We start from the raw sequence: 25,690 nt of genomic DNA, 5'->3' as shown, positions 1-25,690 counted from the left end.
GCACTTCGAGGGGCTGTGCCGGGAAGCGCCTCGGACGATCGGCCGGTGCGCCGGACAGGTGACCGCCACCCTCCCTGGAGTGGCTGGATCCCATCCGGTGCACCGGCTGTTCACTTTTTCCGAGAGAAAACCGCGCTAGGTCACCGAAATCCGTTCCGCCGGCACGTCCGCGCAGCCGCGCACCGAGGCCGCCGCCGCGCTTACGCGCCGCACCGCTTCCGGCAACTGCTCGCGCGGCAGCCCGAACGGCAGCCGCAGCCAGCGTTCCAACCCGCCGTGCACCCCGAACCGCGACCCCGGCGCGATTTGCACCCCGTGGTTCGCCGCCGACACCGCCAGCCGGGTGCTCATCGGTTCCGGCAGCCGGCACCACAGCGACAGTCCGCCGGACGGCACCTGGAATGTCCACTCTGGACAGTACTTGCGCAGTGCCGCGACCGTGATGTCCCGCTGCTCCCGGAATTCCGCCCGGCGCCGGGCGAGCACCTGGTAGCCCTCCGGTTCGAGCAGCGCCGCCAGCACGAGCTGGTCGAACACCGGCGCGCCGAGGTCGACCGCGAACCGCGACGACTGCAGCCGGTCCAGCAGATCGGTCGACGCCCGGATCCAGCCCAGCCGCAACCCGCCCCACTGCGATTTCGCCGCCGATCCGACGCTCAGCACCAGATCCCCGCCGAACGCGGCCAGCGGCGGCGGACCGTCCACCGGATCGCCCTCGTAGTCCAGTTCCACCAACGATTCGTCGACCACCACCGGCGTCCGCGACCGGGCGAGCAGTCCGCCGAGCCGTTCCCTGCCCGCCGCGTCGAGGCGCAAGCCGGTCGGATTCTGGAAGTCCACCACGAGGTACCCGAACCGCGGCGCGGCCTGGCGCAGCGCGGCCTCGATCCCCGGCAAGTCCCAGCCGTGCACCGGGTCGAGCGCGACCGGCACCGGCAACGCATGCGTCGCGCGGACGGCGTCGATGGCGTTCGGATACGTCGGCTGCTCAAGCAGGACCCGGTCGCCGGGCCCGCTCAGCATCCGCAGGCAGAGCACGAACGCGGAGTACGCGCCGGAGGTCACCAGCACCTGGTCCGGCGACGTCGGCAGGCCACGCGCGGTGTAGCGCTCGGCGATCCGCTCGCGCAGCCGAGGAAGTCCGCCGGTGAGGTAGCCGTTTCCGCTGACGTACTCGACCAGATCACGCCGTGCGGTGTCGAACGCGGCCATCAGCCCAGGCACAGCGGGCGGCGCGGCCCGCGCGAGGTCGAGGAGGTCGTCGCGAACCGCCTCGGCCTCGTCGCGGTTGCCCACGCCAGCCACCCACGACCCGGCTCCGCGACGGCTGGCGACGAGACCGTCCGCGCGGAGCCGGTCGAGCGCCGCCCCGATCAGCGTGCGGCTGACGCCGAGCGCGTCGGCGAGTTCGCGCTCGGCGGGCAGCCGGGTGCCGATCGGCAACTGCCCGTCGAGCACGTGCAACTCGACCGCCGCGGCGAGGTCGGTCGCACCCTGCCGGGAGCCACGCTGCCGCCATTCGCCTAGCAATATGGCCAATCGCCGTCCCGAGATGCGGCCGCCCAGAGGTTCCATAAGGCCAATTATCGCGCATTGGCCATGGCATACCAGGCCAGTTGGCGCCAATAGTGGAGAAGTGGCAGTTACCGACCTCAGTCCCCTCAGCCTTCGCCGAGCCCCTGCGCGCCGGGGCGTCCAGTTGCTCGCCGGCCTCGCGCTCTACGGCGCGAGCATGGCCATGCTCACCCGCGCCCGCCTCGGCCTCGACCCGTGGGACGTGCTGAACGACGGCCTGACCAAGATCACCGGGCTGACATTCGGCACGATCAGCGCCGTCGTGGCGGTGTTCGTCCTGCTGCTGTGGATCCCGCTGCGGCAGCGCCCCGGCATCGGCACCGTCGCGAACATCGCGGTGATCGCAGTGGCGGTCGACGCCGTGCGCGCCGTGCTACCCGACCAGCACGTGCTCGTGTGGCAGATCCTGATGCTGGTGGGCGGCGTAGTCCTGAACGCCGTCGCGACCGCGGTGTACGTCGGCACCCGCCTCGGCCCCGGCCCCCGCGACGGCCTGATGACCGGCCTGCACGCCCGGACCGGCTGGTCCGTCCGCCTGGTCCGGACCGGCATCGAGGTACTCGTCCTGGCCGCGGGCTGGCTGCTCGGCGGCGCGGTCGGCGTCGGAACCGTGCTGTACGCCCTCAGCATCGGCCCGCTGACCCAGGCCCTGCTCCCCCTGGTCACTTGGCGCACCCGGGCGTACGAGCAAGAACAGCATTAGCGCTTGCCGACGGCCTGCCGGACCGCCGGATAGTCGATCCCGCGCGCCGCGAGGAAATCAGCGACCGGACCGCGCTGCTTCACGAGCGCGAGCAGCAAATGCTCCTGTCCCAGGTGTTTGTCGCCAAGCTCATGCGCCTCCCGCACGCTTGCCTGCAACGCGTTCTTCGCGTCCTCGGTGAACGGCAAGTGATTCCGCCGCGTGGGCCGGCTCGCCTGAGCGAGCGCGCCCGGCCCATGCGTCTGCTCGACCCGTTCGACAATCTGATCAACATCGATGCCGAACTCAGTGAGCGCTTCGGCATCGGCGTCGCTGATCCCGCCGCGTCGGCGCACCCGGGCAAGCTCAGCGAAGACGTCCTCGCGCGACACCCCGAGGTTCCGCAGCAACCGCACGGCCTCGCCGTTCTCGATCCGCGCCAGCCCAGCGAAAACCGCCTGCGCGGAAATCTCGCGAGCCCCCGCCTCATGCGCCGCGGCCTGCGCCTCGACCACCGCTCTCCGGGCGTCATGGGTGAACTTCTCGAACATCAATGCCTCCCGTACTTCTTGTGGACGGCCTGCCGGCTGACCCCCAACTCGGCCGCGATGTCCTGCCAAGACCAGCCGTGCATCCGCGCACTGCGCACCTGCACCGCCTCCAACTGCTCAAGCAACCGCCTTAGCGCCGCCACCGCCCGAAGCCCCACCCGGGGATCCCGGTCACCGGCGCGAGCGGCCAAATCCGTCGCTTCCGTCATGATGTCAATCTAGGTTGACATGCCGCCCCTGTCAACCCGAGTTGACACCCCAGTCCTCGAGTGGCCCCTTCACTGCTTTCGCGTGCGCGAGGGCCACCCTTCCCTCAGGATTCCCCTCACGCCCTCCTCCGCCCACTGCCGGGATGCCCCCCCCCAATGCCACATTGGGTGCGTTCCACGCACCGAACGCCACATTGGGTGCATCCCACGCACCGAACGCCACATTGGGTGCATCCCACGCACCCAACGCCACATTGGGTGCATCCCACGCACCGAACGCCACATTGGGTGCATCCCACGCACCCAACGCCACATTGGGGCGCAAGCCCCAGCCACCGCGAACCGCGCCGGTGCACCCAACCAACGAGGCACCCAGCCCTTCCCCCAACCCCGATACGAAGCCTCCCTGCGGGCGGCGGGTGCTTGTCAAGGCATCTTTCCCGCCTTGACAAGCACCCGCCGCCCGTCAGCACAATCAAACTTCGGGGTGCCCCACGCAACCCAAGATCGGGCCGATGTCGCCGCCAGGCGACGAGCCCCCGCCCAACACAACCCGAGCTACAGTCACCAAGTGCCCGAGATCTCGACCGCCGAGCGAGCCGGAGTCGGTTCCGACGGCCACCCCCGCCCTACCGAAGACCACGTCGCCCTCCTGGACCAAGCCATCCTGGTCCTCGACGGAGCCACCTCCCCGAGCCCGGACCTCCCCCCGGGCGGCTGGTACGCCCACCTCCTCCGCGACCAACTGGCCCAAGAACTACGCACAGCCCCCCACCAAGACCTCAGCGACGCCCTGGCGACCGCGATCGCCGCAGTAGCCAAAAACAACGCCCTAACGCCAGGAAACTCCCCCTCCAGCACCGTCTCCATCCTCCGCTGGAGCGACCAGGAAATCGAAGCACTGGTCCTGGCCGACAGCCCCATCGTCGCTTTTGGACACTTCGGCGCCGACGTAGTGTCCGATGACCGCCTGATCTCCCTGCGCAACAACGGCCTCCTGCAAACCGGCAAGGACGTCCGCCGCCGGCGCAACGCCGAAGACGGCTTCTGGGTAGCCGAAGCCGACCCCTCCGCGGCCCGCAAAGCAGTCCGCCGCAGCTGGCCCCGCAAGGACGTCAACGCCGTCCTCATCGCTACCGACGGCGTCGCGATCGGAGTCGACGAGTACGGCATCTTCACCTGGCCGGAAGTCCTGCAGCTAGCCAAAAACAAAGGCCCCGAAGCAGTACTGGACGCAGTGCGCGCCGCGGAGAACGACGACCCGCACGCCGTCCGCTGGCCGCGCGCCAAACGGCACGACGACCAGGTGCTCGTCCTCGCCGACTTCGCGGGGTAGGGGCTGAATCAGGGGTTTTCCCTGATCACGAAACGCCGCGGAGCGGCCAATCTGGCTACATGGGGTACTCACGAGGCGTCCGGGGATGGCGCCTGACCGCGCTCGCTGCGATCGCCTGGGGGCTGTTCACGATCACGGTGCTGCACATCATCAGCTCGCACGACCCGATCTACGACACGCTTTCGAGCTACACGATCACCGACCGCGGGGAGGGCATGCTCGGGGCGAGCGTGCTGTCGGTGGCCGTCGGATCGCTCGCGGTGCTCGGCGCGCTGATCGCCGGCGGCGTGCCGATGACGTTCAGCACCAAGGCTTTGCTCATGCTGTGGGCGCTCGGGTTGGCGGTCGCCGCGGTTTTTCCGGCCAGTTACCCGCAAAGCCCGAATCCGCTCAGCGGCGACATCCACCTGTACTCGTGCCTGATCGCGTTCGCGAGCCTGCCCGGCGCGGCGATCACGATGCTGGAACCGTTGCGCGGCACGGCGGAGCGCGTGTTCGTGGTGCGCTGGCTGAAGTTCGGGCTCGCCGCGGTCGGGCTGTTCGCGGTGAGTTTCCTGTTCGTCCGCCTCGACGAAGCCGGGGTGCAGCCGTTCCATGTGCTCACCGAGGTGCTGCCGGTGGGCGCGACGCAGCGGCTCACGCTGATCGCGAATGTCGCCCTGTTGCTGGTCCTGCTCCGGATCGCGGTGCGGACCGAAACCGCTCGTGCCGCGGTGCTCGTTACTTCCGCGCCTCGGCCATGAATTCGGGCGCGTAACCGAATAATCCGGGCAGCCCGCCGGTGTGCAGGAACACGACGGTCTCCTCGGGCGAATACCGGCCCGCCGCCGCCCATTCCACCAGGGCGGCGGCGGCTTTTCCGGTGTAGACCGGGTCGAGCACCACGCCTTCCGTGCGGCCGAACAACCGGATCGCTTCCCAGGTCCCCGACGCCGGGATGCCGTAGCCCTCGCCGATCGTCGTGTCGTTGAGCCACACGTGCTCCAGCTTCGGTGGTTCGATCCCAAGCAACTCCGCGGCCCCGGCGGTGAGCTGGGACAAGTTGTCCACAGCCTCGTTCAGCGGGTGGCTGACGCAGGCGATGTCCAGGTCGAGCGAACCGAGCGACTCCGTACCGAGTGCCAGTCCGGCCGCCGTTGCCCCGCTGGCGTGCGGGCCGACGATCCGGGCCTGGTCCAGGCCCAGCTCCACCAGCTGGACAGCCAGCTCGCGAGTGGCATCCACATAGCCAAGAACGCCGAGCGGGTCGGACCCACCGACTGGGACCGTCCTAACGCTCCGGCCCTCGTCCGCTGCTTCGGCGAGCAGCCGTTCGTACGTCGCGGCTGCTTCCGCGTCGGACGCGCAGATGTGCACCCGCGCGCCGAAGAGCAGGTCGAGCGGGACGTTGCCGGACCGCTCGTACGCGTCGCCGGAGCGCGGCACCTCAGCGATCAGCACCAGTTCGCAGCGCAAGCCAAGCCGGGCGCACGCCGCGGCGGTCTGCCGGCCGTGGTTGGTCTGCAGCGCACCGAAGGTGATCACCGTGTCGACGCCGTCGGCGAGCGCCGCGCCGAGGTGGAAGTCGAGTTTGCGCAGCTTGTTGCCGCCGACGCCGAGCGGATGGACGTCGTCGCGCTTGAGCAGCAGCCGGGGGATGCCGAGCGCTTCGCCGAGCCGCGGAGCCGGGACCAGCGGCGTCGGTCCGTGGTGGAGACCGGCGCGCGGAAAGGCGTCGAAGGCGGGGAACCGGGCGAAGTCGAACGTCATCGATCCTCCGTGCGCTGGCCGGGCTGGTGACGTGCAGTTTAGGTGGCTTTATCCAGCCGTGGCCGGGTCCGCGGCCTTGGCTGCCCGTTCGATTTCGGCTCGCCGGGCCTGCCAGAACGCCGCGTCCCGACCGATTTTGGCCATGGCATCCGCGTCCATCTCGACCGTGCCGTCCAGCTGCTCGCGCAGGATGTCGGCGTGCCCGGCGTGCCGGCTGGTCTCGGTCAGCAGGTGGACGAGGACGTTGAACAACAGCACGTCCGGCCGCGGCCACCACGGCACGTGGCCGGGCGAGTCGATGGCGAGAGCGGCGATGGTCGCGTCGGAGTGTTCGCAGACGCGCTGGTAGCGGCTGGTGATCTCCTCGCGGCTTTCGTACTCGGTCGCCCACAGGTCGCGGCCGCGCTGTTCGAGGTCGTCCCACCGCGGAACCGGCTCGGGACACGGACGTCCGAAAACCTCGCCGAAGTACCGGGCCTCGGCGACCGCCAGGTGCTTGACCAGGCCGAGCAGGTTGGTTCCGGTCGAGGTCAGCGGGCGGCGAATCGCGTACTCGGACAATCCGTCGAGTTTGCGGAGCATCGTCTGCCGGACCTCTTTCAGGTCGCTGTGCAGGTACTCCTTCGCGAAGTCATCGATCACGACTACGAGCATGCCCGAACTTCGCGGCCGAGGTCAGGGGTGCTTTCCCGGCTCGCGCCATGCTACGTTCGTTCGAGCGAACGAGAGGACGGGGAGCCGCTGATGCCTTCCGCGACGACAGAGTTCACGCCCCTTGCCGCCCAGGCCGCCGCGCTCGAAGCAGGCGAAATCACGGCCGTGGAGCTGACCGAACTCGCGCTCAAGCGGGCGCACGCGAGCCAGCCCGTGCTCAACGCGTTCCGTGTGCTGCGCGACGAAGCCGCGCTCGCCGAGGCCGCCGACGCTGATCAGCGCCGCGCCGACGGTGATCGCGCGCCATTGCTCGGGGTGCCAGTCGCGATCAAGGACGACGTGGACATCGTCGGCCTGCCCACCGCGTTCGGCTGCCCCGGCGAGTTCCCGGCGGCGACGGAGGACGCGCCCGCGGTCGCGAAGCTCAAGCAGGCCGGCGCGGTCATCATCGGCAAAACCAACACGCCTGAGCTGGGCCAATGGCCGTTCACCGAGGGAACCGCCTTCGGCGCGACGCGCAACCCGTGGCAGCCCGGGCACACGCCGGGCGGGTCGTCCGGCGGATCCGCCGCGGCGGTGGCGGCCGGGATCGTGGCCGCCGCGCTCGGGTCGGACGGCGCGGGTTCGGTGCGCATCCCGGCTGCGTGGACCGGGCTGGTGGGCATCAAAACCCAGCGCGGCCGGATCCCGACCGGCAGCGAACTCTTCCACGGCCTCACCGTGCTCGGCCCGCTCGCCCGGACTGTCGCCGACGCGGCGACCCTGCTCGACGTCACCGCGGGCGCCGGCACCTCGTTCCAGGCCGCCGCCCAACGCGAACCAGGACGGCTGCGGATCGGCCTTTCCACCCGGATTCCCTTCACCGCCACCAAAACCAGGCTCGACCCAGTCGTCGAGTCGGCGGTGCGGGAAACCGCCGAGACGCTCGCCGGGCTGGGGCATGAAATCGTTCCGGTCGAACCTGGATACGGCCTGATCGGCCTCACCTTCCTGCCCCGCTCGCTCACCGGCGTGCGGGATTGGGCCCGGCGCGTGCCGGAGCCGTCCGCGCTCGATCCGCGCACTCGCAGCAACGCCCAGCAAGGCGGCCTGCTCGCCGGGCCCGCGCTGAAACTCGCCCGCGCGCTCGAACCCGTGCTGCGCCGCCGGATCGGCGGGATGTTCGGCGACATCGACGTCCTGCTCACGCCGACCACTGCCACCCCGCCGCCCCCGATCGGTTCCTTCGACGGGCTTTCCGGCTGGCAGACCGACCAGTCGATGATCGCCGCGTGCCCGTACGCTTGGCCGTGGAACGTGCTGGGCTGGCCCGGGGTGAACGTGCCCGCCGGGCTGACCGCGGACGGGTTGCCGCTCGGCGCCCAGCTGCTCGGCCCGTCGCATTCCGAGGAGCGGCTGATTTCCGTTGCCGCGCAACTGGAAGAGGAGCTGCGATGGCCGGACCGACGTCCCGAGCCGGGGTGGTGACCACTCGCGACGCGATCCTTCGCGCGACCCTGAAAGTGGTCGGCGAACAGGGCGTCGGCGGGCTCACCAACCGGCGCATCGTCGCCGCGGCCGGGGTTTCGCTCGGCACACTGACTTATCACTTCCCGAGCCAGACCGAACTGCTGCGCGAGGCGATGCTGCTGTTCGCCGAGGAGGAAACGGCGAAACTGGCGGGGATCGTCGAGGCGTACCGGGAACAGGGCTTGAGCCTCGAACAAGCGGCGACCGTCGTGGAGCACGTGATCAAGCAGCTGCCGTTCGGCACGGACGAACTCGCGCCGCACGAGCTGTACCTGCAAGCCGCGCGCGACCCCGGATTGCACGAAGCGTCCGCGAAATGCTTTGCCGCGTATGACGAATTGGCCATCACGATCCTCACCGCACTCGGCCTGCCGGATCCGGAACGGGTGGCCGGTCCGGTGGTCGCGCTGATCGCCGGGCTGCAGTTGCGTCGGCTCGCGACTGGCACGGACGTTCCGGCCGCCGAACCGTTGATGATGCTGTTGCATGGTGCGCGAGGCTGACGTGGCCCCGCCGGTCGTCCGCGGTACCGCGGCTTGGCGCTATTTCGGCGACTTCCGCGACGCGCTGCTCGCGGGACAAGTGCTCGTACTGCAGGTCGCGCATCCGATCGTCGCGGCCGGGGTGCGGGATCATTCGGACTACCGCGAAGACCCGTGGACCCGGTTGATGCGCACCGTCGCTTCGCTGTCGATTTACGTTTACGGCGGGACAAAGGGCGCTCAAGTCGAGGCCGAACGGTTGCGGAACCTGCACCGCTCATTCACCGGCACCGCCGATGGCCGTCGATACAGCGCGCTCGATCCCGGCGCGTACGCGTGGGTGCACGCGACGCTGGTAATGGCTCCCGTTGACGCACAACGGTTCTTCGGCCGCCCACTGTCTGCTTCGGAGCTTGACGAGTACTACGCGCAGATGTGCGGCATCGGCCGGATCCTCGGTGTGCGCGAGCGCGATCTGCCGCCGACCTGGCCGGATTTCGAGCGGTACTACCGGGAGACGATCGCCGGGTTCGGTCCGAACGAGACGATCAGCACGCTGTTCGAGACCATCGACACGGTGCGTAAACCGTTCTCCCGCATGTCCGATCGGCGGTGGTCGAGACTCCAAAAAGGATACTCAAGCGCACAGATGTTCCTGATCCGCGCGACACTGCCACCAGAGCTGCGCGCCCTACTCGGTCTGCAATGGACGGAGGAGGACGCACGCGAGTTTTCCCGATTCTGCCGCGTGACCAGAATTCTCGGCACCTTGGTACCGCCGCCGCTGCGGACCGTCCTCATGAGATCGGTCGGCAAGCTGAACGTGTGGCTGCGCGCGCACCCGTGGGCTTACCGGTTCTTCGTCCGCTCGTAATGCGCTCGGGCCTTCGCCCGGTTCCCGCAGCGGGACATCGAGCACCACTGGCGCGTCCGCCGAGGCGATGTGTCGACAAACCGCAGGCCACAGTCGTCTGCCGAGCAGATGCGGATGTCTTCTACCCCGGTAGCGAGGTCGACGGCGTCAGCGGCCAGCACGGCGAACGCCGTCGCTACCGGGTCCGCCGGAGGGGGCACTTCCCGCCGCAGCACACCGTCCTTCACCAGCAGCCGGTCCGGTGCCGGGGCGGCCGCGAGCGCGTCGTTGACCAGCCGGACGTCGGCGGCCAGCGGTTTGTCGGTCAGCAGCCGGTTCACCGCCTCGCGCAGGCCCTTCGCAGCAGCCAACTGGGCAGCGGTCACCCGTAAGCGGCCGAATCCGGCCAGGTCAAGCCATTCCGCCAGTGCGTCCGGGCCCGTCAGCAGCTCGATGCCCTCGGGGAGATGCCGGGAGCGCAGCGTGTTCACCAGGTGCAGACACGGCCGTCCAGCGTCGAACACCCAATCCATGCCACTCATTCTAACCATTGAAACCGGTGAGAACGCGCGCTACCGTCTAACCCCATGAGCCGGTTAGAAGAAGCCATGGCCCAAGCAGGCGACCTGCGCATGCACTACCTCCGCGGTGGTGACGGTCCACCGCTGTTCCTCCTGCACGGCTGGCCGCAGACGTCGCACTGCTGGCATCGCGTCGCCGGGCCGCTGGCCGAGACATACACCGTGATCGCCCCTGACCTGCGCGGATACGGGCGCACCGACAAGCCCCGCACCGGCTACGACAAGCGCACGATGGCCGCCGACATCGCGAAGCTGGCCGAGCAGCTCGGATTCGACCGGGTCGCAGTCGCGGGGCACGACCGCGGCGGGCGGGTCGCGCATCGGTGGGCGCTCGACCGTCCGGACCAGGTCGAACGGCTGGCCGTACTGGACATCGCGCCGACCCGGGAGATGTGGCGTCGCCTCGACAAAGACCTCGCGAAGGCCTACTGGCACTGGCTTTTCCATCTTCAGCCGGACCTGCCGGAACTGCTGGCGGGCCAGAACATCGCCGCCTACCTCGGATACTTCTTCGAGCACTGGACCTTCCAACGCCACGGGCTGCCCGCCGAGGACGTCGCCGAGTACGTGCGCGCCTTCGAAGCACCCGGCGCGCTCCGAGCCGGCTTCGACGACTACCGCGCTTCCTTTCCGGACGACGCCGAACTAGACGACGCCGACTACGCCGCCGGGAAGCGCCTCACCCAGCCAGTACTGGCGATGTGGGGCAAGGCCGGACTGCTCGGCAGCCTTCCCACGCTCGACATCTGGCGCGACTACGCGGACAACGTGACCGGCATCGGCCTCGAAGACTGCGGACACTTCCTCCCCGAGGAACAACCCTCACAAGTCGTGGCGCATCTGCGGAAATTCCTGTCCAGCTAACGGAATCCGCACGAACCCGGCACCCACCGTCTGCTCGATCGCCGCGCCGACGCGGAACGCCGTGCCGTCGTCGTACTTGCCCGCGACGACCTGAACCCCGGTCGGCACGCCATTGCTTGCCCAGCCGGACGGGACGGCGAGCACCGGATGTGCACTGCCGACGTTGAACGCCGGGGTGAGCGAAGCGTCCGAGAAGTGTTCCAGCGCAACACCATCGACCACGACCTGCTCGGCAAGGTAATCCTCGCCAGCAGCGAAAGCAGTCGCACCGAGGGTCGGCACGATGAGTGCGTCGAAGCGCTCGAAGACGGCGTCGAGGCGCTCGCGAATCGCCGCTTCGACGGCGCGGCCGGTTTCCGCGTCCACAATGTTCTCGACGCCTTTGCGCGCGAAAGCCTGGCAGTACGGGGTAATGACACCCGGGTTCTGCCGGTCCAGCTCCAAGACCTCGGCGGCCAAACCCGTCCCGAAATGCGCCCACAAGGCCTGTTTGACCATGTCGAGCGTCCAGTCGAGCTCGATCTCGGTCACCGCCGCACCGGCAGACGCCAGCGCGTGCGCGACAGCGCGGGTGTTGGCGGCGACTTCCGCGGCCACCGGGAAATCGCCCGGCATCGGACAGCACGCGACGCGGAGCCCACGCACGTCGCCCAGCTCAATCCGCGCCGCGGGAAGCCTCGAGTGCGGGTCACGGGGATCTTCGCCCGCCATGACGTTCTGCAGGAGCGCGCAATCGGCAACGGTCCGGGCCATCGGGCCATGGTGGTAATAAGTATCCAATCCGGCGGGCGGCAAGACCGGGTTGCGCCCATGCGGCGGTTTGAAGCCCACGACGCCGGTGAAGGACGCGGGCGCGCGAAGCGAACCGCCGATGTCCGATCCGGTGGCGAGGAAGGCAGTTCCAGCCGCGAGCGCCGCCCCCGAACCGCCGGACGAGCCGCCCGCCGCGGTCTCGAGGTGCCACGGATTGCGCGTGGTTCCCCAGCGCCGCGTGTGGGACAGCGGCATGCAGCAGAACTCGGACGTCGTCGTGCGAGCGTGCAGGATCCCGCCGGCCGCCTGGATCCGGCTGAGTCCGATCGCGGTCTCCCCCGCCGCCTGGGGCGGGCGCAAGAGGGTCCCGTCAGTGACGGGATGCCCGGCCAGGGGCTGTTCTTCCTTCGCCGCGACAGGCAGCCCTTCGAGCGGCCTCGGCTGACCGCCGGACGCGTACTCCTTCTCCGCGACGGCCGCTGCCCGCAGCGCCTGCTCGAACATCTGCTCGGCGAACGCGTTGACGTCCGGCTCGACCCGCTCCGCCCGCTCCACGACCGCGCGCATCAACTCCACCGGCGACAGCTGCCGGGTCCGGAAGAGGCGCAGTGCTTCGCCGGCCGAGAGGTAGTGGAGTGGGGTCATGGCGCGCTCCGTGGGGTCGGGCCGCTCAACCTACTCAGCCGGCGACCCTCGCCAAACCGACATTGAGCCCACAATGCCCGGCACCCACGGTGACCAGAGCCCATCCACACACCACTCGATCGAGTGACTGTTTGCGAATTGCTCTCAGTCGAGACCTCGTCGTGGTGGACTACTCGCTCGGCGGCAGGTCGAACTGACCAGCCTTGACCGCGACGAGGAAGGCGTCCCACTCGCCACGGTCGAACACCAGCACCGGGCTCGCGGCGAGCTTCGTGTCGCGCACGCCGATCAGGCCGGGACGGGAGAGGTTGACCTCGACACAGTTCCCGCCGTTGGGCTCGCTCGCGAACGACTTCGCCCAGGCTGCGGCCGCGAACAGCGACTCAGCCGTGTCCGGGTCGTAATCCTGGGGCGACGGATAATCCGCCATGGGTCGTCCACCTCCGAGCCTTGTGCAGGGCGTGCGTTCTGATGCACGTCCCCGGCTTCTTTGCGTCACTACGGAGCAAACCGCAGGGCCAAGCGGGTGATCAACTCGACCCGATCTCGACATGAAGATTATTCCAGGAGTAGGATTAATCGCAGCGATCGGGGCGTCAGTGGTGGGTGAATGCCTTGCGACATTCAGCCCAACACCGGCAGCACCGGCCCGGGCACCCGGCCCGGGCGGCGGAACAGCCGCGAGATATCGGGAGGAGTGCGGATGCGAGCCGACCCGGGCGGACCGGCGAGCCCCTCCGCCAGCCTCGCCGGAATCGGCACTGGTCCAGGTGCTGCGACGACCCTGCGGAGACGCCGCAACGGAGCGGTTTCCCTGGTGCCCGGCGTTGACCCGCCGAGCACGAACCACCCCGATCCGGCCGGCGCCGACCCGCGCCGGTTCCCGTTATCCGAACTGGGGGTGTGATCCCATGGCCGTCCGGCTCACCACGCTTTTCCGCCGTGAGGACGAACACACTCGCGGCCGGCGTGGGATCAATCACGAATTGCGCAACCGGTTCGGGTTCAGCCTGATCCAGGCCCCGCTGCGCAGCCCGATGGTTGTGGACACCGAGATCGAAGTACCGGCTCCGCGCCAAGCGGACACCGTCCACTCCACCCGCCACCGTCGCGAGACACGAGTACCGATTCTCCACGGGCTCGGCTGAGCCGAAACCCGCATCGTCCACGCTCCCCGGAATTCCTTGCCCGGGGAGCGTTTTCGTATCCGGAACCATCCGGGACCCAGTGCCGCACGCAGGTCCAGACCACTACCTCCGGTCTAGACCATGCCGCGCACGATCGGGTGCCGCATCGGCGCGACAGAGGCACCCGATGTGGCTTCGTTCCCGGCGAAGGCATCGTGCGCCCGCAGCTCACAGCGAAGCGAGCGGGAACAGCAGCGTCAGGGCTTGCGGCCCAGAGCGCAAATCCCGCCGCTGAACGAAGGATCGTCCGCCATCCGCGCGCCCGCCGTCGTGTCGCCCGCCTCCGGATGCCAGTCCGACACCCACGAGATGCCCGGCTCCACCAGTTCCAGCCCGGAGAAGAACTCGCCGAACTCCGCGCGCGAGCGGTAGTGGAACGGCGTGCTCGACTGCTGGTACTGCTTGTGGATCGCGTCGCGGCGTTCGCCGTCGTTCGTCGGCACGCCGTCGTCGGTCAGGTGCGAGGACAGGAAGTACGAGCCGGACGGCAGCAGCGACAGGTACTTCTGCACGATCTCCAGCGCAGGCTCGTCGCGGCCGATGAAGTACAGCACTCCGACCATGATCAGCCCGATCGGGCGCTTCGGGTCGAGTACGCCGGTGTCGAGCGCGCGCGGCCAGACGTCGGCCGGGTTGCGCAGGTCGCCCTGCAGCACCGCGTGGCGGTCGGCGACGCCCTCGCGTTCCAGCAGGATCTGCGAATGCGCGACGGCCACCGGCTCGTTGTCGACATAGACACAGCGCGCGTTCGGGTTCACCGACGTGGCGATCTCGTGCACGTTGCCGACCGTGGGCACGCCGGAGCCGATGTCGAGGAACTGGTCGACGCCCTGTTCGGCCATGTACCGCACGCCGCGGCCGAGGAACTCGCGGCCCGCCCTGGCGATGGTCTTGATCATCGGAAAGGTCTGGACCGCCCGTTCGCCGAACTCGCGGTCGATCGCCCAGTTCGCGGTGCCGCCGAGGAACCAGTCGTAAATCCGCGCCGCGTTCGGCCGATCGAGGTCGACGCCCTCCGGGGCTTCCGGATCCGGTGCCTGAGTCATCAGCTTCCCCTTCCGTGCGGGTACCAGTGTGCCCACTCGCCGCGGCCGCGCGCCGCCGCCCCCGGCAACCGCCCGAAAATGCCACGACTGAAGTACATCCGGCCACTAGGTTGCGGTGGATGCGCATTCTTTTCTCGTTCGTCGGCGGTCGCGGTCACTGGGATCCGATGGCACCGGTCGCGCGGGCGCTTGCCGCGCGCGGCCACACCGTAGCCGTCGCGGGCGGCGGTTCGCACGTGCCCGCGCTCGCCAAAGCCGGATTCGCGACCTTCGCGGTCAACAAGCCACGCGAAGCCGAGGTGACGCGTCAGCCGATGCCGCCGGTCGATCCGGCGCGCGACGACTGGGAAATCCGGGAGCTGTTCGCCCGCCGCGCGACGCGCGAACACGTGCCGGTGCTGCTGGAGCTGGCTCGGGAATGGCGGCCGGACCTGATCGTCCGGGACGAGGTGGATTTCTCCGGCGCGATCGCCGCCGAGGCGCTGGGATTGCCGTGCGCCACCGTCCTGGTGCTCGCTGCGGGAACTTTGCTGCGCAAGGAACTCCTCGCCGAACCGCTCGCTGAGGCCCGCGCCGCGCACGGTCTGCCGGACGACCCGGAGCTCGAAATGCTGACCCGCGGCCAGGTGCTTTCGCCGCTCCCGCCGTCCTTCCGCGACCCCAGTTCGCCGCTGCCGCCCGGCACTTTCTCGTTCCGCCAAGGAGATCCGGTCGCGCCCCGGCAGCCCGCCGGAAAGCCGCGCGTGTACTTCACGCTCGGCACCAACTTCAACCTCGAGTCCGGCGACCTCATCGAGCGCACCCTCGCCGGGCTGGGCCAGTTGGACGCCGAGGTGACCGCCACCGTCGGCACCCAGATCGACCCCGCCGAGTTCGGACCGCAACCGGCGCACGTCCGGGTGGAACGGTTCGTCCCGCAGGCCGAACTGTTGCCGCGCCTCGATTTGATGATCTCGCACGCCGGGTCCGGCAGCGTGATCGGCGCGCTCTCGCACGGGCTGCCGTCGCTGCTCTTCCCGATGGGCGCCGACCAGCCCGGCAACGCCCGGCGCTGCACCGCGCTGAACGTCGGCCGCGCACTCGACCCGGAAACGTCCACTCCGGACGAAATCGGCCAAGCCGCCGCGGAGATGCTCGCCGATCCCGGCTACCGCGAGGCCGCGCGACGCGTACAGACGGAGATCAACGCCCTGCCCGCCGCCGAAGCCACCGTGCCCGTGCTCGAAGCACTGGTCACATCATCTGCGAACGGTAGCTTTCCGCCAGCTCCTTGAGGAACTGCCGCGTCTCGCCCCGCTCCAAGGCAGCGCCGCGCAGCCGGTCCCACGAGTCCACGAAGATGTTGAAGTCCTTCACGTCGTCGAGGTACAGCCCGCCCGCGGAGTGTTCGATGTAGACGAAGTCGCGGGTGCGGTCCGGGAACCGCATGATCGTGAAGTCGTTGGGCACCGCGGCGAGCTTCGCGCCGAACGGCAGCACGTGCACGTAGACGCGCGGGTGCCGGTCGAGCGCGAGCAGGTGCTCCACCTGGTCCAGCATCACCGCGGGCGCGAAACCGCCGGGCGCGCGGCGCAGCGCGCCCTCGCTGATGATGAACCGGTAGTACGGCGGCTGCTGCTGGTCGAACACCGCCTTGCGGTCGAGCCGGTTGCGCACCAGCGACGTGACGTCGGTGGCTCCCGCCTCGGTGAACTGCTTGAGCATGTAGTGCTCGGACTGCAGCGGCCCCGGCACCCGCTCGCCGTGCCAGGTAAGGATCTCCGCGGCGGCGGGCTCGAGGTCGGTGAAGGTGCGGAACCAGTGCGGCACCACCGACCGGTAGCCCGACCAATGGCCGCGCTGCCCGGCCGCGGCCCGGGCCAGGTTCATCAGAGTGTCGGCTTCTTCGCCGTTGATCCCGAACGCGTTCAGCATGGTCCGCACATCTCCGAGCTTGACCCCCACCGCACCGGACTCGATCTTGTTGACCTTGCCCTGGGTGCAGCCGAGTACCTCGGCGACTTGCTGCTGCGTCATCTTCGCGGCGTTTCGAGCATGCCTGAGCTCATTGCCGAGCTGCTTGCGGCGCGAGGTGACGGTGCTCGCCATCTCCCCTTGCTCTCCTGGACCACTACTGCCGACGGACTCTCCGCCGGACCGCGAACTACGAACCACCCAGGCCACTGCGACCCAACGGAGTTCGATGATGACACCCGGCAGCGTTTCAGGAAATGCGCGAGAACGCCAGTCACCCGGCATGTCACCCTGCCGGAGCAGTGGATTCCGGGCGCCCCGGACATCTCGGCTACTCCATTCGGACTAAGAGGAGACTTCCGGGCACAGCTGAGCCGCGAACACCCCGCACCGGCGGCCCTGGCGGCATAGTGTCGGCGTGATCGATCGATCCCCCGGCGCGGCGAGCGTCAAACAGCTGGCAGACGGCGCGTTCGGCTACGTCCAGCCCGACGGTTCCTGGTTCATCAACAATTGCGGCTTCGTCGACGCCGACGGGCACGCTGTGCTTATCGACACATGCGCGACCGAACGGCGGACGCGCGCCCTGCTTTCGGCCGTCGGCGACACCGCCGGCCCGGTCACGACGCTCGTCAACACGCATCACCACGGCGACCACACCAACGGCAACTATCTGGTCGGCGGCGCCACCGTCGTCGGCCACCGCAAGACCCGCGAGACGCTGCTGGCCGACGGAATCCAGCGGTATGAGGGCGTCTTCACCGACAGCGAGTGGGGCAACCTCGAACTGCGCGTGCCCGACCTGGTCTTCGACGACACGGTCACCATCTACGCCGGGCAGACCCGGATCGACCTCATCCATCCCGGGCACGCCGCGCACACCACCAACGACGTCCTGGTCTGGCTTCCCGAACAGCGGCTGCTGTACTCCGGCGACCTGGTGTTCAACGGCGGGAGCCCGTTCGCGCTGATGGGGTCGGTGGCGGGCTGGCGGGCCGCGCTGAACGTGATCCGCGAACTCGATCCGGCGGTCATCCTGCCCGGCCACGGTCCGGTGTGCGGCCTCGAAGCGGTGGACGCGGTCGACGACTACCTCGAACTCGTCCAGCGCGCGGCGGAGACCGGCAAGGCGGCCGGACGCTCGCCGCTGGAACAGGCGAAGGCGACCGACCTCGGCCGGTTCGCCGAGTTGACCGAGCAGGAGCGGCTCGCCGGGAACCTGCACCGGGCGTACGCCGAACTCGACGGCGAAGGGTGGGGTGCGCCACTCGATCTGGTGGCTCCGCTGAAGGACATGCTGGCCTGGAACGGGGGCCCGATCCGCTGCTTCTCGTGAGCACCGGTTTTGTGGCTAGGCTCGGAATCCGGCAGAGGTTTTCGGAAAGGTTTCGGATGAGCAAGAAGGCGAGCATCGGGGTTACCGGCCTCGCGGTCATGGGCCGCAACCTGGCGCGGAACCTGGCCCGGCACGGGCACACCGTCGCCCTGCACAACCGCTCCGAGGAGCGGACGCGCTCGCTCGTCGAGCAGTTCGGCGACGAGGGCGACTTCATCCCGGCGTACTCCGCGCAGGAGTTCGTCGACGCGCTGGAGCGGCCGCGGCAGATCGTGATCATGGTGAAGGCGGGCGGCCCGACCGACGCCGTCATCGAGGAGTTCGCGCCGCTGCTGGAGCCGGGCGACGTGATCGTGGACGCGGGCAACGCGCACTTCGCGGACACTCGCCGCCGCGAGCAGGCGCTGCGCGAACGCGGCCTGCACTTCGTCGGCACCGGCGTGTCCGGCGGCGAGGAAGGCGCGCTGCACGGGCCGAGCATCATGCCCGGCGGGTCGAAGGAGTCCTACGAGTCGCTCGGGCCGCTGTTCGAGGACATCTCGGCGAAGGTCGACGGCGAACCGTGCTGCACGCACGTCGGCGCCGACGGGGCCGGGCATTTCGTCAAAATGGTGCACAACGGCATCGAGTACGCCGACATGCAGCTGATCGCCGAGTCGTTCGACCTGCTGCGCGGCGCGGCGGGCTACTCCCCGGCGGAGATCGCCGACGTGTTCGGCACCTGGAACACCGGGCGGCTCGACTCGTACTTGATCGAGATCACCGCCCAGGTGCTCAAGCACGTCGATGGCGCGTCCGGCAAGCCGTTCGTCGACGTCGTCGAGGACGCGGCGGAGCAGAAGGGCACCGGCCGCTGGACCGTGCAGATCGGGCTCGACCTCGGCGTGCCGATCAGCGGCATCGCGGAAGCCGTGTTCGCACGGTCGCTCTCCGGGTCCACGGGCTTGCGTTCGGCCGCACGCGGCCTGGGCGGCCCGGCGCGCATGCCGCTGACCGGGTCCGCGCTGGAGACCTTCGCGGACGACGTCGAGCAGGCGCTGTACGCGTCGAAGGTCGTCGCGTATGCGCAGGGCTTCAACCAGATCCAGGCCGGTGCCGCGGAGTACAACTGGGACATCGACCTCGGCCGCGTCGCCTCGATCTGGCGCGGCGGCTGCATCATCCGGGCGAAGTTCCTGAACGACATCACGTCCGCCTACGCCGCGGAACCGGGCCTCCCGACGCTCCTCACGTCCGGCGGCTTCCGGGCGGCGGTGGAAAACGCGCAGGACTCGTGGCGTTCGGTCATCTCGACGGCGGTCCGCCTCGGCATTCCGACGCCCGGCTTCTCGACCGCACTGGCGTACTACGACGGCCTGCGCGCGGACCGGTTGCCGGCCGCGCTGGTGCAGGGACAACGCGACTTCTTCGGCGCGCACACCTACCGGCGGGTCGACCGTCCCGGCTCGTTCCACACGCTGTGGGCCGGGGACCAGTCCGAGGTCGAAGCCTGATTTTCTCTTGCTGAAGACGGGCTCTCCCCTTTGTCCTCGGGGAGAGCCCGTCTCTATATCAGGGTCAAGATGAACAGCACCGCGAGCGCGATGGCGATCATTTTTGCAAGGTGCTGAGAATTTCCGCGAGGTATTCCTTGATCTTCGTTTCGGACTTTTCCTTGTCGACCCCCAGTGCGGCGAGGACTTCGTAGCCCGCGCCCTCGCCCTGTTCCAGCAAGGCGAGGAGAATGTGCTCGGTGCCGATGTAGTTGTGCCCGAGCCGCAGCCCCTCGCGCAGGGTGAGTTCGAGAGTCTTCTTGCCCGCGGGCGCGAACGGCACCTTCTCGGGAGCCTCGTCGACTGGCTCCGGCAGCCTCGCTTCGGCCGCTTCCTTGACCGCTTCGAGGGTGATCCCTTGAGCGACAATCGCGCCCGCCGCCAGCGCGTCCGGCTCGGAGAGCAGGCCGAGCAGCAGGTGCACGGTGTCGATTTCGGGGCTCTTGCCGTCGATGGCCGCCTGCTGAGCCGCGACGATGACGTGCCGCGCCCGGTCGGTGTAGCGGCCGAACATCCGTTGTATTCCGCCGGACGAATCGTCGGTCTTCGGAACGAATCTCTTCTGGGCGGCCTGTTTGGACACGCCCATGCTGGCCCCGATGTCGGTCCAGGAGGCCCCGCTGCGCCGGGCCTGGTCGACGAAGTGGCCGATCAGGTGGTCAGCGACGTCGCCGAGGTGCTGGCCGACGTACACGGCGTCGGTGAGCTGGGCGAGGGCGTCTTTTTCGTTGTTGGCCTTGATGGCGCTGATGAGGTCGTCGAGCTTCACTGAGTCGGTCATGTCGTCAACTGTAGGTTGACGATTGGATTGCGTCAACCTTGGGTTGACCAGGTGTGTGGGTTATTCGCCGAGCATGACCTTGCCGGTGCGCCGGTAGCGCGCGTTCGGGCTGCGCGGGGACTCGCCGATCAGCTCGACCAGCTCCTCGTCTCGAAGCACGCGCAACCATCGGGACACCGTCTTGTCCGGCATGTCCAGCAGCACCGCCAGTTCGGCCCGAGCCAGTTCGGCAGAGCCCAAGGCATCCAGCACCTCTCGCCGCCGGTCCCGCCTGCCGCTCGACCGAAGACCGGTGCCGGCCGAAGCGACGAGTTCGTAGCGCGCCCACCGTCGGCTTCCGGTCTGCCGCAGCAGGCCGCGCGCCACCAGGTCGCCGAGTTCGGCAGTCGCGCGCCGCGAGTCCACCCCGGTCGCATTGCGGTAGGAATGGTTGTCCAGGACGTCTCCGGCTTTGCTCATGGCCGGCCCGAGGCACTGGCTGTCGGTGAGCCCGTATTCCCCCAGCGCTCGAATCCAGGCGACAACCTCGTCGCTGATCAACGCGTGATTCGGAAAATCGACCCGGAAAAAGGAGATCTTGTCGACGAACCGCGGCGGACTCAGCGAGGCGTCCCGCAACGCCATGAGCATCGTGCGGATTCCCGAGCCGCGGTTCTCGCACACGGTGCGCGCCGTGCCCGGCAGCGGCACGTCCTCGAGCAGCTTGAGCAAAGTGGCGTTCCGCGCCGAAGAAACACCTTCCTCCCCCAAGGTGTCTTCGGTAACCGGCCCGTATAGGCCGCCGGGATTACGAATGACGAGCCGGTCCGGGTACATCTCGATCTGCACCTGGGCACCACGAGATTCTGGCGAATAGTCGCGATGGGCCAACGCATTGACCACGGCCTCGCGCAGCGCTGGTTCTGGGTACTCCCAGCTGTCGATGCGCCCGGCGCCGCGCACCGTCGCCCGGCGTGACATGTTCGCCCGAAGCACAGCCAGCGCGTCGCGGACCATCGTGGGGATCGCCCCTTCGAGAACCCGGTTGTCGAGGAATCTGTCTCCAGTGCGGAGGTCTGCCCCTTCCAGCGTCGGGTAGTGCACGAAGGAAATCATCAGCTGAGGAAAGAAGTGCTGCGGATAGCGCCCGAGTGCCAGCAACCCCGCGACAGTCACCCGGTCATCGACGAGAACCTTGACCCTGCGCAGAACATCCTCTCGCGAAAGGTCCGCGAACGCGTAGGGCCGCTGCTGTTTAAGCCGCCCGACGAACGTCGAGACGAGTTCGGAGTCCAAGTCGGCAAGACTTGCTTCAGAAACCGGCTCCTCGTCGTCTCGCGGCTGACCCCGGGTGGCCACCATGAGATGGACCTCGTACCCGCTGAGCCGCCGGTCCCCGTCCCAGACCCGGACGTAGCTGCCCTGCGCCATTCCGAGCCGCTTGGCGAAACAGGGCCTGCTGCGGCTGTCGAGCGCGGGGACCTCGGCCACGACGAGGTCAGCACCCTCGAAACGATGCGTCCTGATCAAGGGCCGCAGCGGCGGCTCCATCTCGTCGGCGCAGACCGCGGACAGGTCGGCAGTCATTTTCGCCGGGTCGCGCACGCCGTTCGCGCTGAACCCCGAGGCCTCGTCGAGCCCGAGAATCAGCGCTCCACTACGCGTATTGGCGAACGCGGAGACCGTGTGCGAACCGATTCAGGCAGGCGGTCCTCGGCGCGCTTGGCTTCGACGTCGGCATCGTCGCCACCGAGTCGACGAAGGTTCCCGACGATGTCGGCCAGTTCGTCGTCCAGCATCCCGCCCCCGCTTATCGCTACGCACTCAGGCGAACGGCAACCCCACGTAGTTCTCCGCCAAACTGGCAGCCGCCGCCCTAGACGAAGCCGTGTACCGCAACTGCGACAGCTGCAACCGCTGGGCAAACGCATCCGCCCCCGGGTCCACGTGCAGCATCGTCGTCATGAACCACGAGAAGTGCTCCGCCCGCCACACCCGGCGCAGGCAAGTGTCCGAATAGGACTCCGCCAGCGACGGATCCCCCTGCAGCAAAGCCACCAAAGCCCGCGACAGCACCACGACGTCCGCGACCGCCAGGTTCATTCCCTTGGCCCCGGTCGGCGGCACGATGTGCGCCGCGTCGCCCGCCAGGAACAACCGGCCGTGGCGCATGGGTTCGGTGACGAAGCTCCGCATCGGCGTGATGCCCTTGTCCAGGATCGGCCCCTCTTGCAGGGTGAACTCCCCGTCGACCGCCAGGCGCGTCGACAGTTCCGTCCAGATCCGGTCATCCGACCAGGCAGCCAGATCTTCCGTCGGGGCAACCTGGAGGTACAACCGCGTGACATCCGGGGAACGCATGCTGTGCAAGGCGAAGCCCCGCGGATGATGGGTGTAGATCAGCTCCTCATGCGACGGCGGCGTCCGCGCCAGCACCCCGAGCCAAGCAAAGGGGTACTCCCGTTCGAAGGTCGCCAGCACACCGTCCGGAATGGACGGACGCGAGACGCCGTGGAAACCGTCGCAGCCTGCCACGGCGTCGCATTCCAGGGTTTGCAGGGCACCAGAGGAATCGCGGTAGCGCACCACGGGGCGCGAAGTGTCCAATGCGGACAGAGCGACTTCCGAAACCTCGAAGTGCAGCGGCAGGTCCGCGGCCTCGTGCGCATCCACGAGGTCTTTCACAATCTCCTGCTGCCCGTACACCGTGATCGCCTTGCCGGTCAGCTCGGTGAGCGCGATGCGGTGGTCGGCACCGTCGAATCGAAGCGAGAACCCCTCGTGCGGCAAGCCTTCCGCGGCCAACCGGCCGCCGAGGCCGATCTCCGTGAGCAGGTCGACCGTCGGTTGTTCGCAGACCCCGGCGCGCACGCGTTGCCGCACGTACTCGCGGTCGCGGGCTTCGAGCACAACAGCCTCGACACCCGCTTGGTGCAGCAGATACGACAGCAGCAACCCGGCCGGGCCGGCACCGATCACGGCGACCTGCGTGCGCAACGGAACCTCCGATCAAGCCGCGGTGCGCGACTTCAGGTGTGCTTTCAGATCAAACGAGCTGGCTTCCAGATCCGCGTACGCCGGATGCGGTTCCGCCGCGAAAAGCCGGCGCGCGGCGATGTGGTCCGGCGCGCGGTTGACCGATTCGACGGCGATCAGCACGTCGTCGCGGAAGGACAACACCGAGAACTTCCCGGCAGACCGGTCACCAGTGACCACAGTCCGGTCGGCGGCGTCGAGGATGCCCGCGATCTGCAGTTTCGCACCGGTCTGGTCGGTCCAGAACCACGGCAGGCTGTCGTAGCGCGCCGGTTCCCCGGCGATCGCCGCGGCCACCGAACGGGCCTGGTCGACGGCGTTCTGCACGGATTCCAACCGGGTCGCGGCGCCGGCCTGGACGCACGGGAAGCACGCGCAGTCGCCGATCGCGAAAATCTTCGGGTCCTCGGTGCGCAAGTGTTCGTCCACGACCACGCCGTTGCGCACTTCAAGACCAGCCGCCTCGGCCAGCGTCGTCTCCGGCAACACGCCGACCGCGACGACCACGAGGTCCGCGGGCAGCCGTCGTCCGTCGGAGAGCTCAACCGACTCCACGCGACCGGACCCGTGCAGTGCGGTGACCCCGGCGCCCAGCAGCAGCGTGTGCCCAGCCGCCCGGTGATGGTCGGCGAAAAACTCCGAGATCTCCGGCGACGCGACCCGCGCCAGCAGCCGGTCCTGCGCCTCCACCACGGTGACCGGACGGCCGGCGTGCGAGGCGAACTCCAGCCCGATGAACCCGCCGCCGATCACCACGACGTCGCCCGCCGCTTCGAGCGAGGTCCGCAGCCGGTCGGCGTCCTCGCGGGTGCGCAGCATCAGGACGCCTTCGAGGTCGGCACCGGGCACCGGCAGCGCACGGTTGCGCGCGCCAGTGGCCAGCACCACATGGTCGTACCCCAGCTCCGTACCGTCCTCGAGCCGGACTTTCGCCGCGTCCCGGTCGATCGCGGCGACCCGGCCGCGGACCAGCTCGATGTCCTTCTCGGCGAAGTAGTCCTCCGGCCGCAGCACCAGCTGCTCGGCGCCCGCGCTGCCCGCCAGGTACGCCTTCGACAGCGGCGGCCGCTGATACGGCACCCCCGGCTCGTCCCCGATCAGAACCACGCGGCCGGCGAACCCCTTGTCCCGCAAGGACGCCGCGGCCTGGAAGCCGCTTTGCCCGCTGCCCACGACGAGAACGGTCTCGGTGCTCATCTCGCTCCTCCCGACATCCCGGGCTCCATCTGAGCACACCTCGGCCAAGATCGTCGAGGAGCAGCGGTCACACCCGGTGCAGGAACGCGATCGCGTCCGCCGCCTCGACCGCGTCGAACGGGAGATACCCGCGTCCGTCGCCGGTCCGCGCGGGCAGTCCGGGGTCGATTCCGGCGGTTTCGACCAGTTCACGGTCCTGGACCGTCGCGGCGAGATACGCCTGCAGCGTCCCCGGTGCGGGTGCCGCTACCCCATCGGACGAGCCGAAATCGGTGGCAATGAACACATACCGGTCACCAAGCCGGTGCGCGACCTGCGCGCCCGCGCTCCACCACCGCGCACCCATCATCGAGGCCGCACGCCGCTGAAGATGCTGGTTGTGCGCGGAGACGAAGGCACCCGGCAACGCGAGCAGGTTGTCCGCCATCATCGCATCGCGCTGCGCCCCTAGCCGACCCATCCGTTCCGGCGCCGTGTCGGCCATCAGCGAGTGGTAGCGACAGAGCCCGACCGCGGTCCGGGCGAGCAGATCGCCACCCTCGGGCAACGCCGGGCGGGCCCGTTCGAAGTGGCCCGCGAGGTCGTCGGCGACTAACCGCAGCTCACGTGCGTCCGGACTGTCCCCTTTGGACTGAGAACCGTCCCACATCGCCGCTTCGTCCGCCCAAGCCGCGTCGTCGCCGGCCAGCCGCTCGATGGTCGCGACGTCGTGCGGCACGTCGTCAAGGTGCTCGGACAAGAAGCCGTGCAGTTCGGCGAGCACCGCGCGCGGGCTGGGTGCGCTCGCCATCTCCAGCGGGGCGTCGAAGCCGTGGAAGCGGACCTGGTCTTCGAGCGCGCGACCGGCGTTGTGGTCGCGCAGCCACTCGACCAGCGCACGGTTCGACGGGAACGCTCCGAAGCCATGGCTGAACCCGGTGGCCAGCACCTTGTCGAGGTCGCCTTCGCCGGTGGTCACGTAGCGGTCGACCAACCGTCCGGCCAGGCAGTCGCTCTCCAGCGCGATCGAGCGATAGCCGTGTTCGAGGACGAGGTGCTGGAAGATTTCGTTGCGGAACAACGGGAACGCCTCGGTCCAGTGCGTGGGCTCGCCGAGTCCGAGCAGGGTCGGCGAACGGTGGGCGAGGAAGTCGTCGAAGGTCTTCATTGCTTTGACCGTATCGTTGAACTCTCTATTGGCACTTTGCCGCGAACCACCTG

The 25,690-nt window shown here is 68.8% G+C and carries 27 protein-coding genes; 11 read left to right on the top strand and 16 right to left on the bottom strand.

The window, feature by feature from the left end:
• Positions 1 to 135 precede the first annotated feature (135 nt).
• Positions 136 to 1,575, bottom strand: a complete 1,440-nt coding sequence (yczR, locus tag H4281_RS28070; protein ID WP_182893890.1) for a MocR-like transcription factor YczR — start codon at positions 1,573 to 1,575, stop codon at positions 136 to 138.
• Positions 1,576 to 1,636: 61 nt separating this feature from the next.
• Between yczR and yczE the strand changes: the two genes are divergently transcribed.
• Positions 1,637 to 2,278 carry a membrane protein YczE gene (yczE, locus tag H4281_RS28065; protein ID WP_182893889.1) on the top strand — a complete coding sequence of 214 codons (642 nt, stop codon included), beginning with the start codon at positions 1,637 to 1,639 and terminating at the stop codon, positions 2,276 to 2,278.
• Here the strand turns inward: yczE and H4281_RS28060 are convergent.
• The gene (locus tag H4281_RS28060) at positions 2,275 to 2,808 is read right to left on the bottom strand and encodes a Clp protease N-terminal domain-containing protein (protein WP_182893888.1); all 534 of its coding nucleotides are present in this window, start codon (positions 2,806 to 2,808) and stop codon (positions 2,275 to 2,277) included. The genes yczE and H4281_RS28060 overlap by 4 nt on opposite strands.
• Entirely contained in the window at positions 2,808 to 3,017 is a 210-nt protein-coding gene (locus H4281_RS28055; RefSeq protein ID WP_009071860.1) for a hypothetical protein, read from the bottom strand. Before H4281_RS28055 ends, H4281_RS28060 begins: the two co-directional genes overlap by 1 nt.
• Before the next feature lie 571 nt (positions 3,018 to 3,588).
• Here H4281_RS28055 and H4281_RS28050 point away from each other — a divergent pair.
• The gene (locus tag H4281_RS28050; protein ID WP_182893887.1) at positions 3,589 to 4,353 is read left to right on the top strand and encodes a protein phosphatase 2C domain-containing protein; all 765 of its coding nucleotides are present in this window, start codon (positions 3,589 to 3,591) and stop codon (positions 4,351 to 4,353) included.
• Between the two features lie 59 nt (positions 4,354 to 4,412).
• Positions 4,413 to 5,096 carry a DUF998 domain-containing protein gene (locus tag H4281_RS28045; protein WP_182893886.1) on the top strand — a complete coding sequence of 228 codons (684 nt, stop codon included), beginning with the start codon at positions 4,413 to 4,415 and terminating at the stop codon, positions 5,094 to 5,096.
• Here H4281_RS28045 and H4281_RS28040 read toward each other — a convergent pair.
• Together H4281_RS28040 and H4281_RS28035 are read right to left on the bottom strand one after the other, a co-directional pair.
• Positions 5,074 to 6,102 carry a D-cysteine desulfhydrase family protein gene (locus H4281_RS28040; protein ID WP_182893885.1) on the bottom strand — a complete coding sequence of 343 codons (1,029 nt, stop codon included), beginning with the start codon at positions 6,100 to 6,102 and terminating at the stop codon, positions 5,074 to 5,076. The two genes, H4281_RS28045 and H4281_RS28040, sit on opposite strands and share 23 nt — an antisense overlap.
• 48 nt (positions 6,103 to 6,150) lie before the next feature.
• The gene (locus H4281_RS28035) at positions 6,151 to 6,756 is read right to left on the bottom strand and encodes a DinB family protein (protein WP_182893884.1); all 606 of its coding nucleotides are present in this window, start codon (positions 6,754 to 6,756) and stop codon (positions 6,151 to 6,153) included.
• Positions 6,757 to 6,846: 90 nt separating this feature from the next.
• Here H4281_RS28035 and H4281_RS28030 point away from each other — a divergent pair, with 90 nt between their 5' ends.
• From H4281_RS28030 to H4281_RS28020, 3 genes are read left to right on the top strand one after another with little or no spacing between them, the layout of a single operon-like run.
• Positions 6,847 to 8,223, top strand: coding sequence for an amidase (locus tag H4281_RS28030; RefSeq protein ID WP_182893883.1), 1,377 nt, complete (start codon positions 6,847 to 6,849; stop codon positions 8,221 to 8,223).
• Positions 8,190 to 8,768 (top strand): TetR/AcrR family transcriptional regulator, encoded by a 579-nt coding sequence (locus H4281_RS28025; RefSeq protein WP_067594867.1) that lies wholly within the window; start codon positions 8,190 to 8,192, stop codon positions 8,766 to 8,768. Before H4281_RS28030 ends, H4281_RS28025 begins: the two co-directional genes overlap by 34 nt.
• A complete protein-coding gene (locus H4281_RS28020; protein ID WP_220507878.1) occupies positions 8,752 to 9,621 on the top strand; it encodes an oxygenase MpaB family protein in 870 nt (289 codons plus the stop codon). Before H4281_RS28025 ends, H4281_RS28020 begins: the two co-directional genes overlap by 17 nt.
• Here H4281_RS28020 and H4281_RS28015 read toward each other — a convergent pair.
• Positions 9,597 to 10,133, bottom strand: coding sequence for a CGNR zinc finger domain-containing protein (locus H4281_RS28015; RefSeq protein ID WP_182893882.1), 537 nt, complete (start codon positions 10,131 to 10,133; stop codon positions 9,597 to 9,599). The genes H4281_RS28020 and H4281_RS28015 overlap by 25 nt on opposite strands.
• 54 nt (positions 10,134 to 10,187) lie before the next feature.
• Between H4281_RS28015 and H4281_RS28010 the strand changes: the two genes are divergently transcribed.
• Positions 10,188 to 11,045, top strand: coding sequence for an alpha/beta fold hydrolase (locus tag H4281_RS28010; protein ID WP_182893881.1), 858 nt, complete (start codon positions 10,188 to 10,190; stop codon positions 11,043 to 11,045).
• Here the strand turns inward: H4281_RS28010 and H4281_RS28005 are convergent.
• Entirely contained in the window at positions 11,004 to 12,443 is a 1,440-nt protein-coding gene (locus H4281_RS28005) for an amidase (protein ID WP_182893880.1), read from the bottom strand. The two genes, H4281_RS28010 and H4281_RS28005, sit on opposite strands and share 42 nt — an antisense overlap.
• Positions 12,444 to 12,612: 169 nt before the next feature.
• Positions 12,613 to 12,873 carry a DUF397 domain-containing protein gene (locus H4281_RS28000; RefSeq protein WP_037712143.1) on the bottom strand — a complete coding sequence of 87 codons (261 nt, stop codon included), beginning with the start codon at positions 12,871 to 12,873 and terminating at the stop codon, positions 12,613 to 12,615.
• A gap of 481 nt (positions 12,874 to 13,354) precedes the next feature.
• Here H4281_RS28000 and H4281_RS27995 point away from each other — a divergent pair, with 481 nt between their 5' ends.
• Positions 13,355 to 13,591, top strand: a complete 237-nt coding sequence (locus H4281_RS27995; RefSeq protein ID WP_182893879.1) for a hypothetical protein — start codon at positions 13,355 to 13,357, stop codon at positions 13,589 to 13,591.
• 236 nt (positions 13,592 to 13,827) lie between these two features.
• Here the strand turns inward: H4281_RS27995 and H4281_RS27990 are convergent, their stop codons facing one another.
• Positions 13,828 to 14,676 carry an SAM-dependent methyltransferase gene (locus H4281_RS27990; RefSeq protein ID WP_182893878.1) on the bottom strand — a complete coding sequence of 283 codons (849 nt, stop codon included), beginning with the start codon at positions 14,674 to 14,676 and terminating at the stop codon, positions 13,828 to 13,830.
• A gap of 119 nt (positions 14,677 to 14,795) precedes the next feature.
• Between H4281_RS27990 and H4281_RS46330 the strand changes: the two genes are divergently transcribed.
• On the top strand, positions 14,796 to 15,950 hold the full coding sequence (locus H4281_RS46330) for a glycosyltransferase (RefSeq protein ID WP_182893877.1): 1,155 nt from the start codon (positions 14,796 to 14,798) through the stop codon (positions 15,948 to 15,950).
• Here the strand turns inward: H4281_RS46330 and H4281_RS27980 are convergent.
• Positions 15,910 to 16,764: a helix-turn-helix domain-containing protein gene (locus H4281_RS27980; protein WP_093571970.1), complete on the bottom strand. Its 855-nt coding sequence runs from the start codon at positions 16,762 to 16,764 to the stop codon at positions 15,910 to 15,912. The genes H4281_RS46330 and H4281_RS27980 overlap by 41 nt on opposite strands.
• A 283-nt stretch (positions 16,765 to 17,047) precedes the next feature.
• On the opposite strand from H4281_RS27980, the gene H4281_RS27975 reads away from it, so the two are divergent.
• Entirely contained in the window at positions 17,048 to 17,965 is a 918-nt protein-coding gene (locus tag H4281_RS27975) for an MBL fold metallo-hydrolase (protein ID WP_182893876.1), read from the top strand.
• 56 nt (positions 17,966 to 18,021) lie between these two features.
• Positions 18,022 to 19,458, top strand: a complete 1,437-nt coding sequence (gene gnd / locus H4281_RS27970) for an NADP-dependent phosphogluconate dehydrogenase (RefSeq protein WP_182893875.1) — start codon at positions 18,022 to 18,024, stop codon at positions 19,456 to 19,458.
• A 97-nt stretch (positions 19,459 to 19,555) separates the two neighbouring features.
• On the opposite strand, the gene H4281_RS27965 is transcribed toward gnd, so the two are convergent.
• The 6 genes from H4281_RS27965 to H4281_RS27945 form a co-directional block, all read right to left on the bottom strand.
• Positions 19,556 to 20,278, bottom strand: coding sequence for a Clp protease N-terminal domain-containing protein (locus tag H4281_RS27965; RefSeq protein ID WP_182893874.1), 723 nt, complete (start codon positions 20,276 to 20,278; stop codon positions 19,556 to 19,558).
• Between the two features lie 60 nt (positions 20,279 to 20,338).
• Entirely contained in the window at positions 20,339 to 21,904 is a 1,566-nt protein-coding gene (locus tag H4281_RS27960; protein ID WP_312872190.1) for an ATP-binding protein, read from the bottom strand.
• Entirely contained in the window at positions 21,904 to 22,056 is a 153-nt protein-coding gene (locus H4281_RS45740; RefSeq protein WP_246412352.1) for a hypothetical protein, read from the bottom strand. Before H4281_RS45740 ends, H4281_RS27960 begins: the two co-directional genes overlap by 1 nt.
• A gap of 25 nt (positions 22,057 to 22,081) precedes the next feature.
• Positions 22,082 to 23,254, bottom strand: coding sequence for a 4-hydroxybenzoate 3-monooxygenase (locus H4281_RS27955; RefSeq protein WP_182893873.1), 1,173 nt, complete (start codon positions 23,252 to 23,254; stop codon positions 22,082 to 22,084).
• Between the two features lie 12 nt (positions 23,255 to 23,266).
• Positions 23,267 to 24,490, bottom strand: a complete 1,224-nt coding sequence (locus H4281_RS27950) for an NAD(P)/FAD-dependent oxidoreductase (protein WP_182893872.1) — start codon at positions 24,488 to 24,490, stop codon at positions 23,267 to 23,269.
• A 67-nt stretch (positions 24,491 to 24,557) separates the two neighbouring features.
• Positions 24,558 to 25,637, bottom strand: a complete 1,080-nt coding sequence (locus tag H4281_RS27945) for an erythromycin esterase family protein (RefSeq protein WP_182893871.1) — start codon at positions 25,635 to 25,637, stop codon at positions 24,558 to 24,560.
• Between the last annotated feature and the right edge of the window lie 53 nt (positions 25,638 to 25,690).

Source organism: Amycolatopsis dendrobii, assembly GCF_014145675.1.
Lineage (GTDB): Bacteria > Actinomycetota > Actinomycetes > Mycobacteriales > Pseudonocardiaceae > Amycolatopsis > Amycolatopsis dendrobii.
This window is presented reverse-complemented; position numbering and strand designations above follow the sequence as displayed.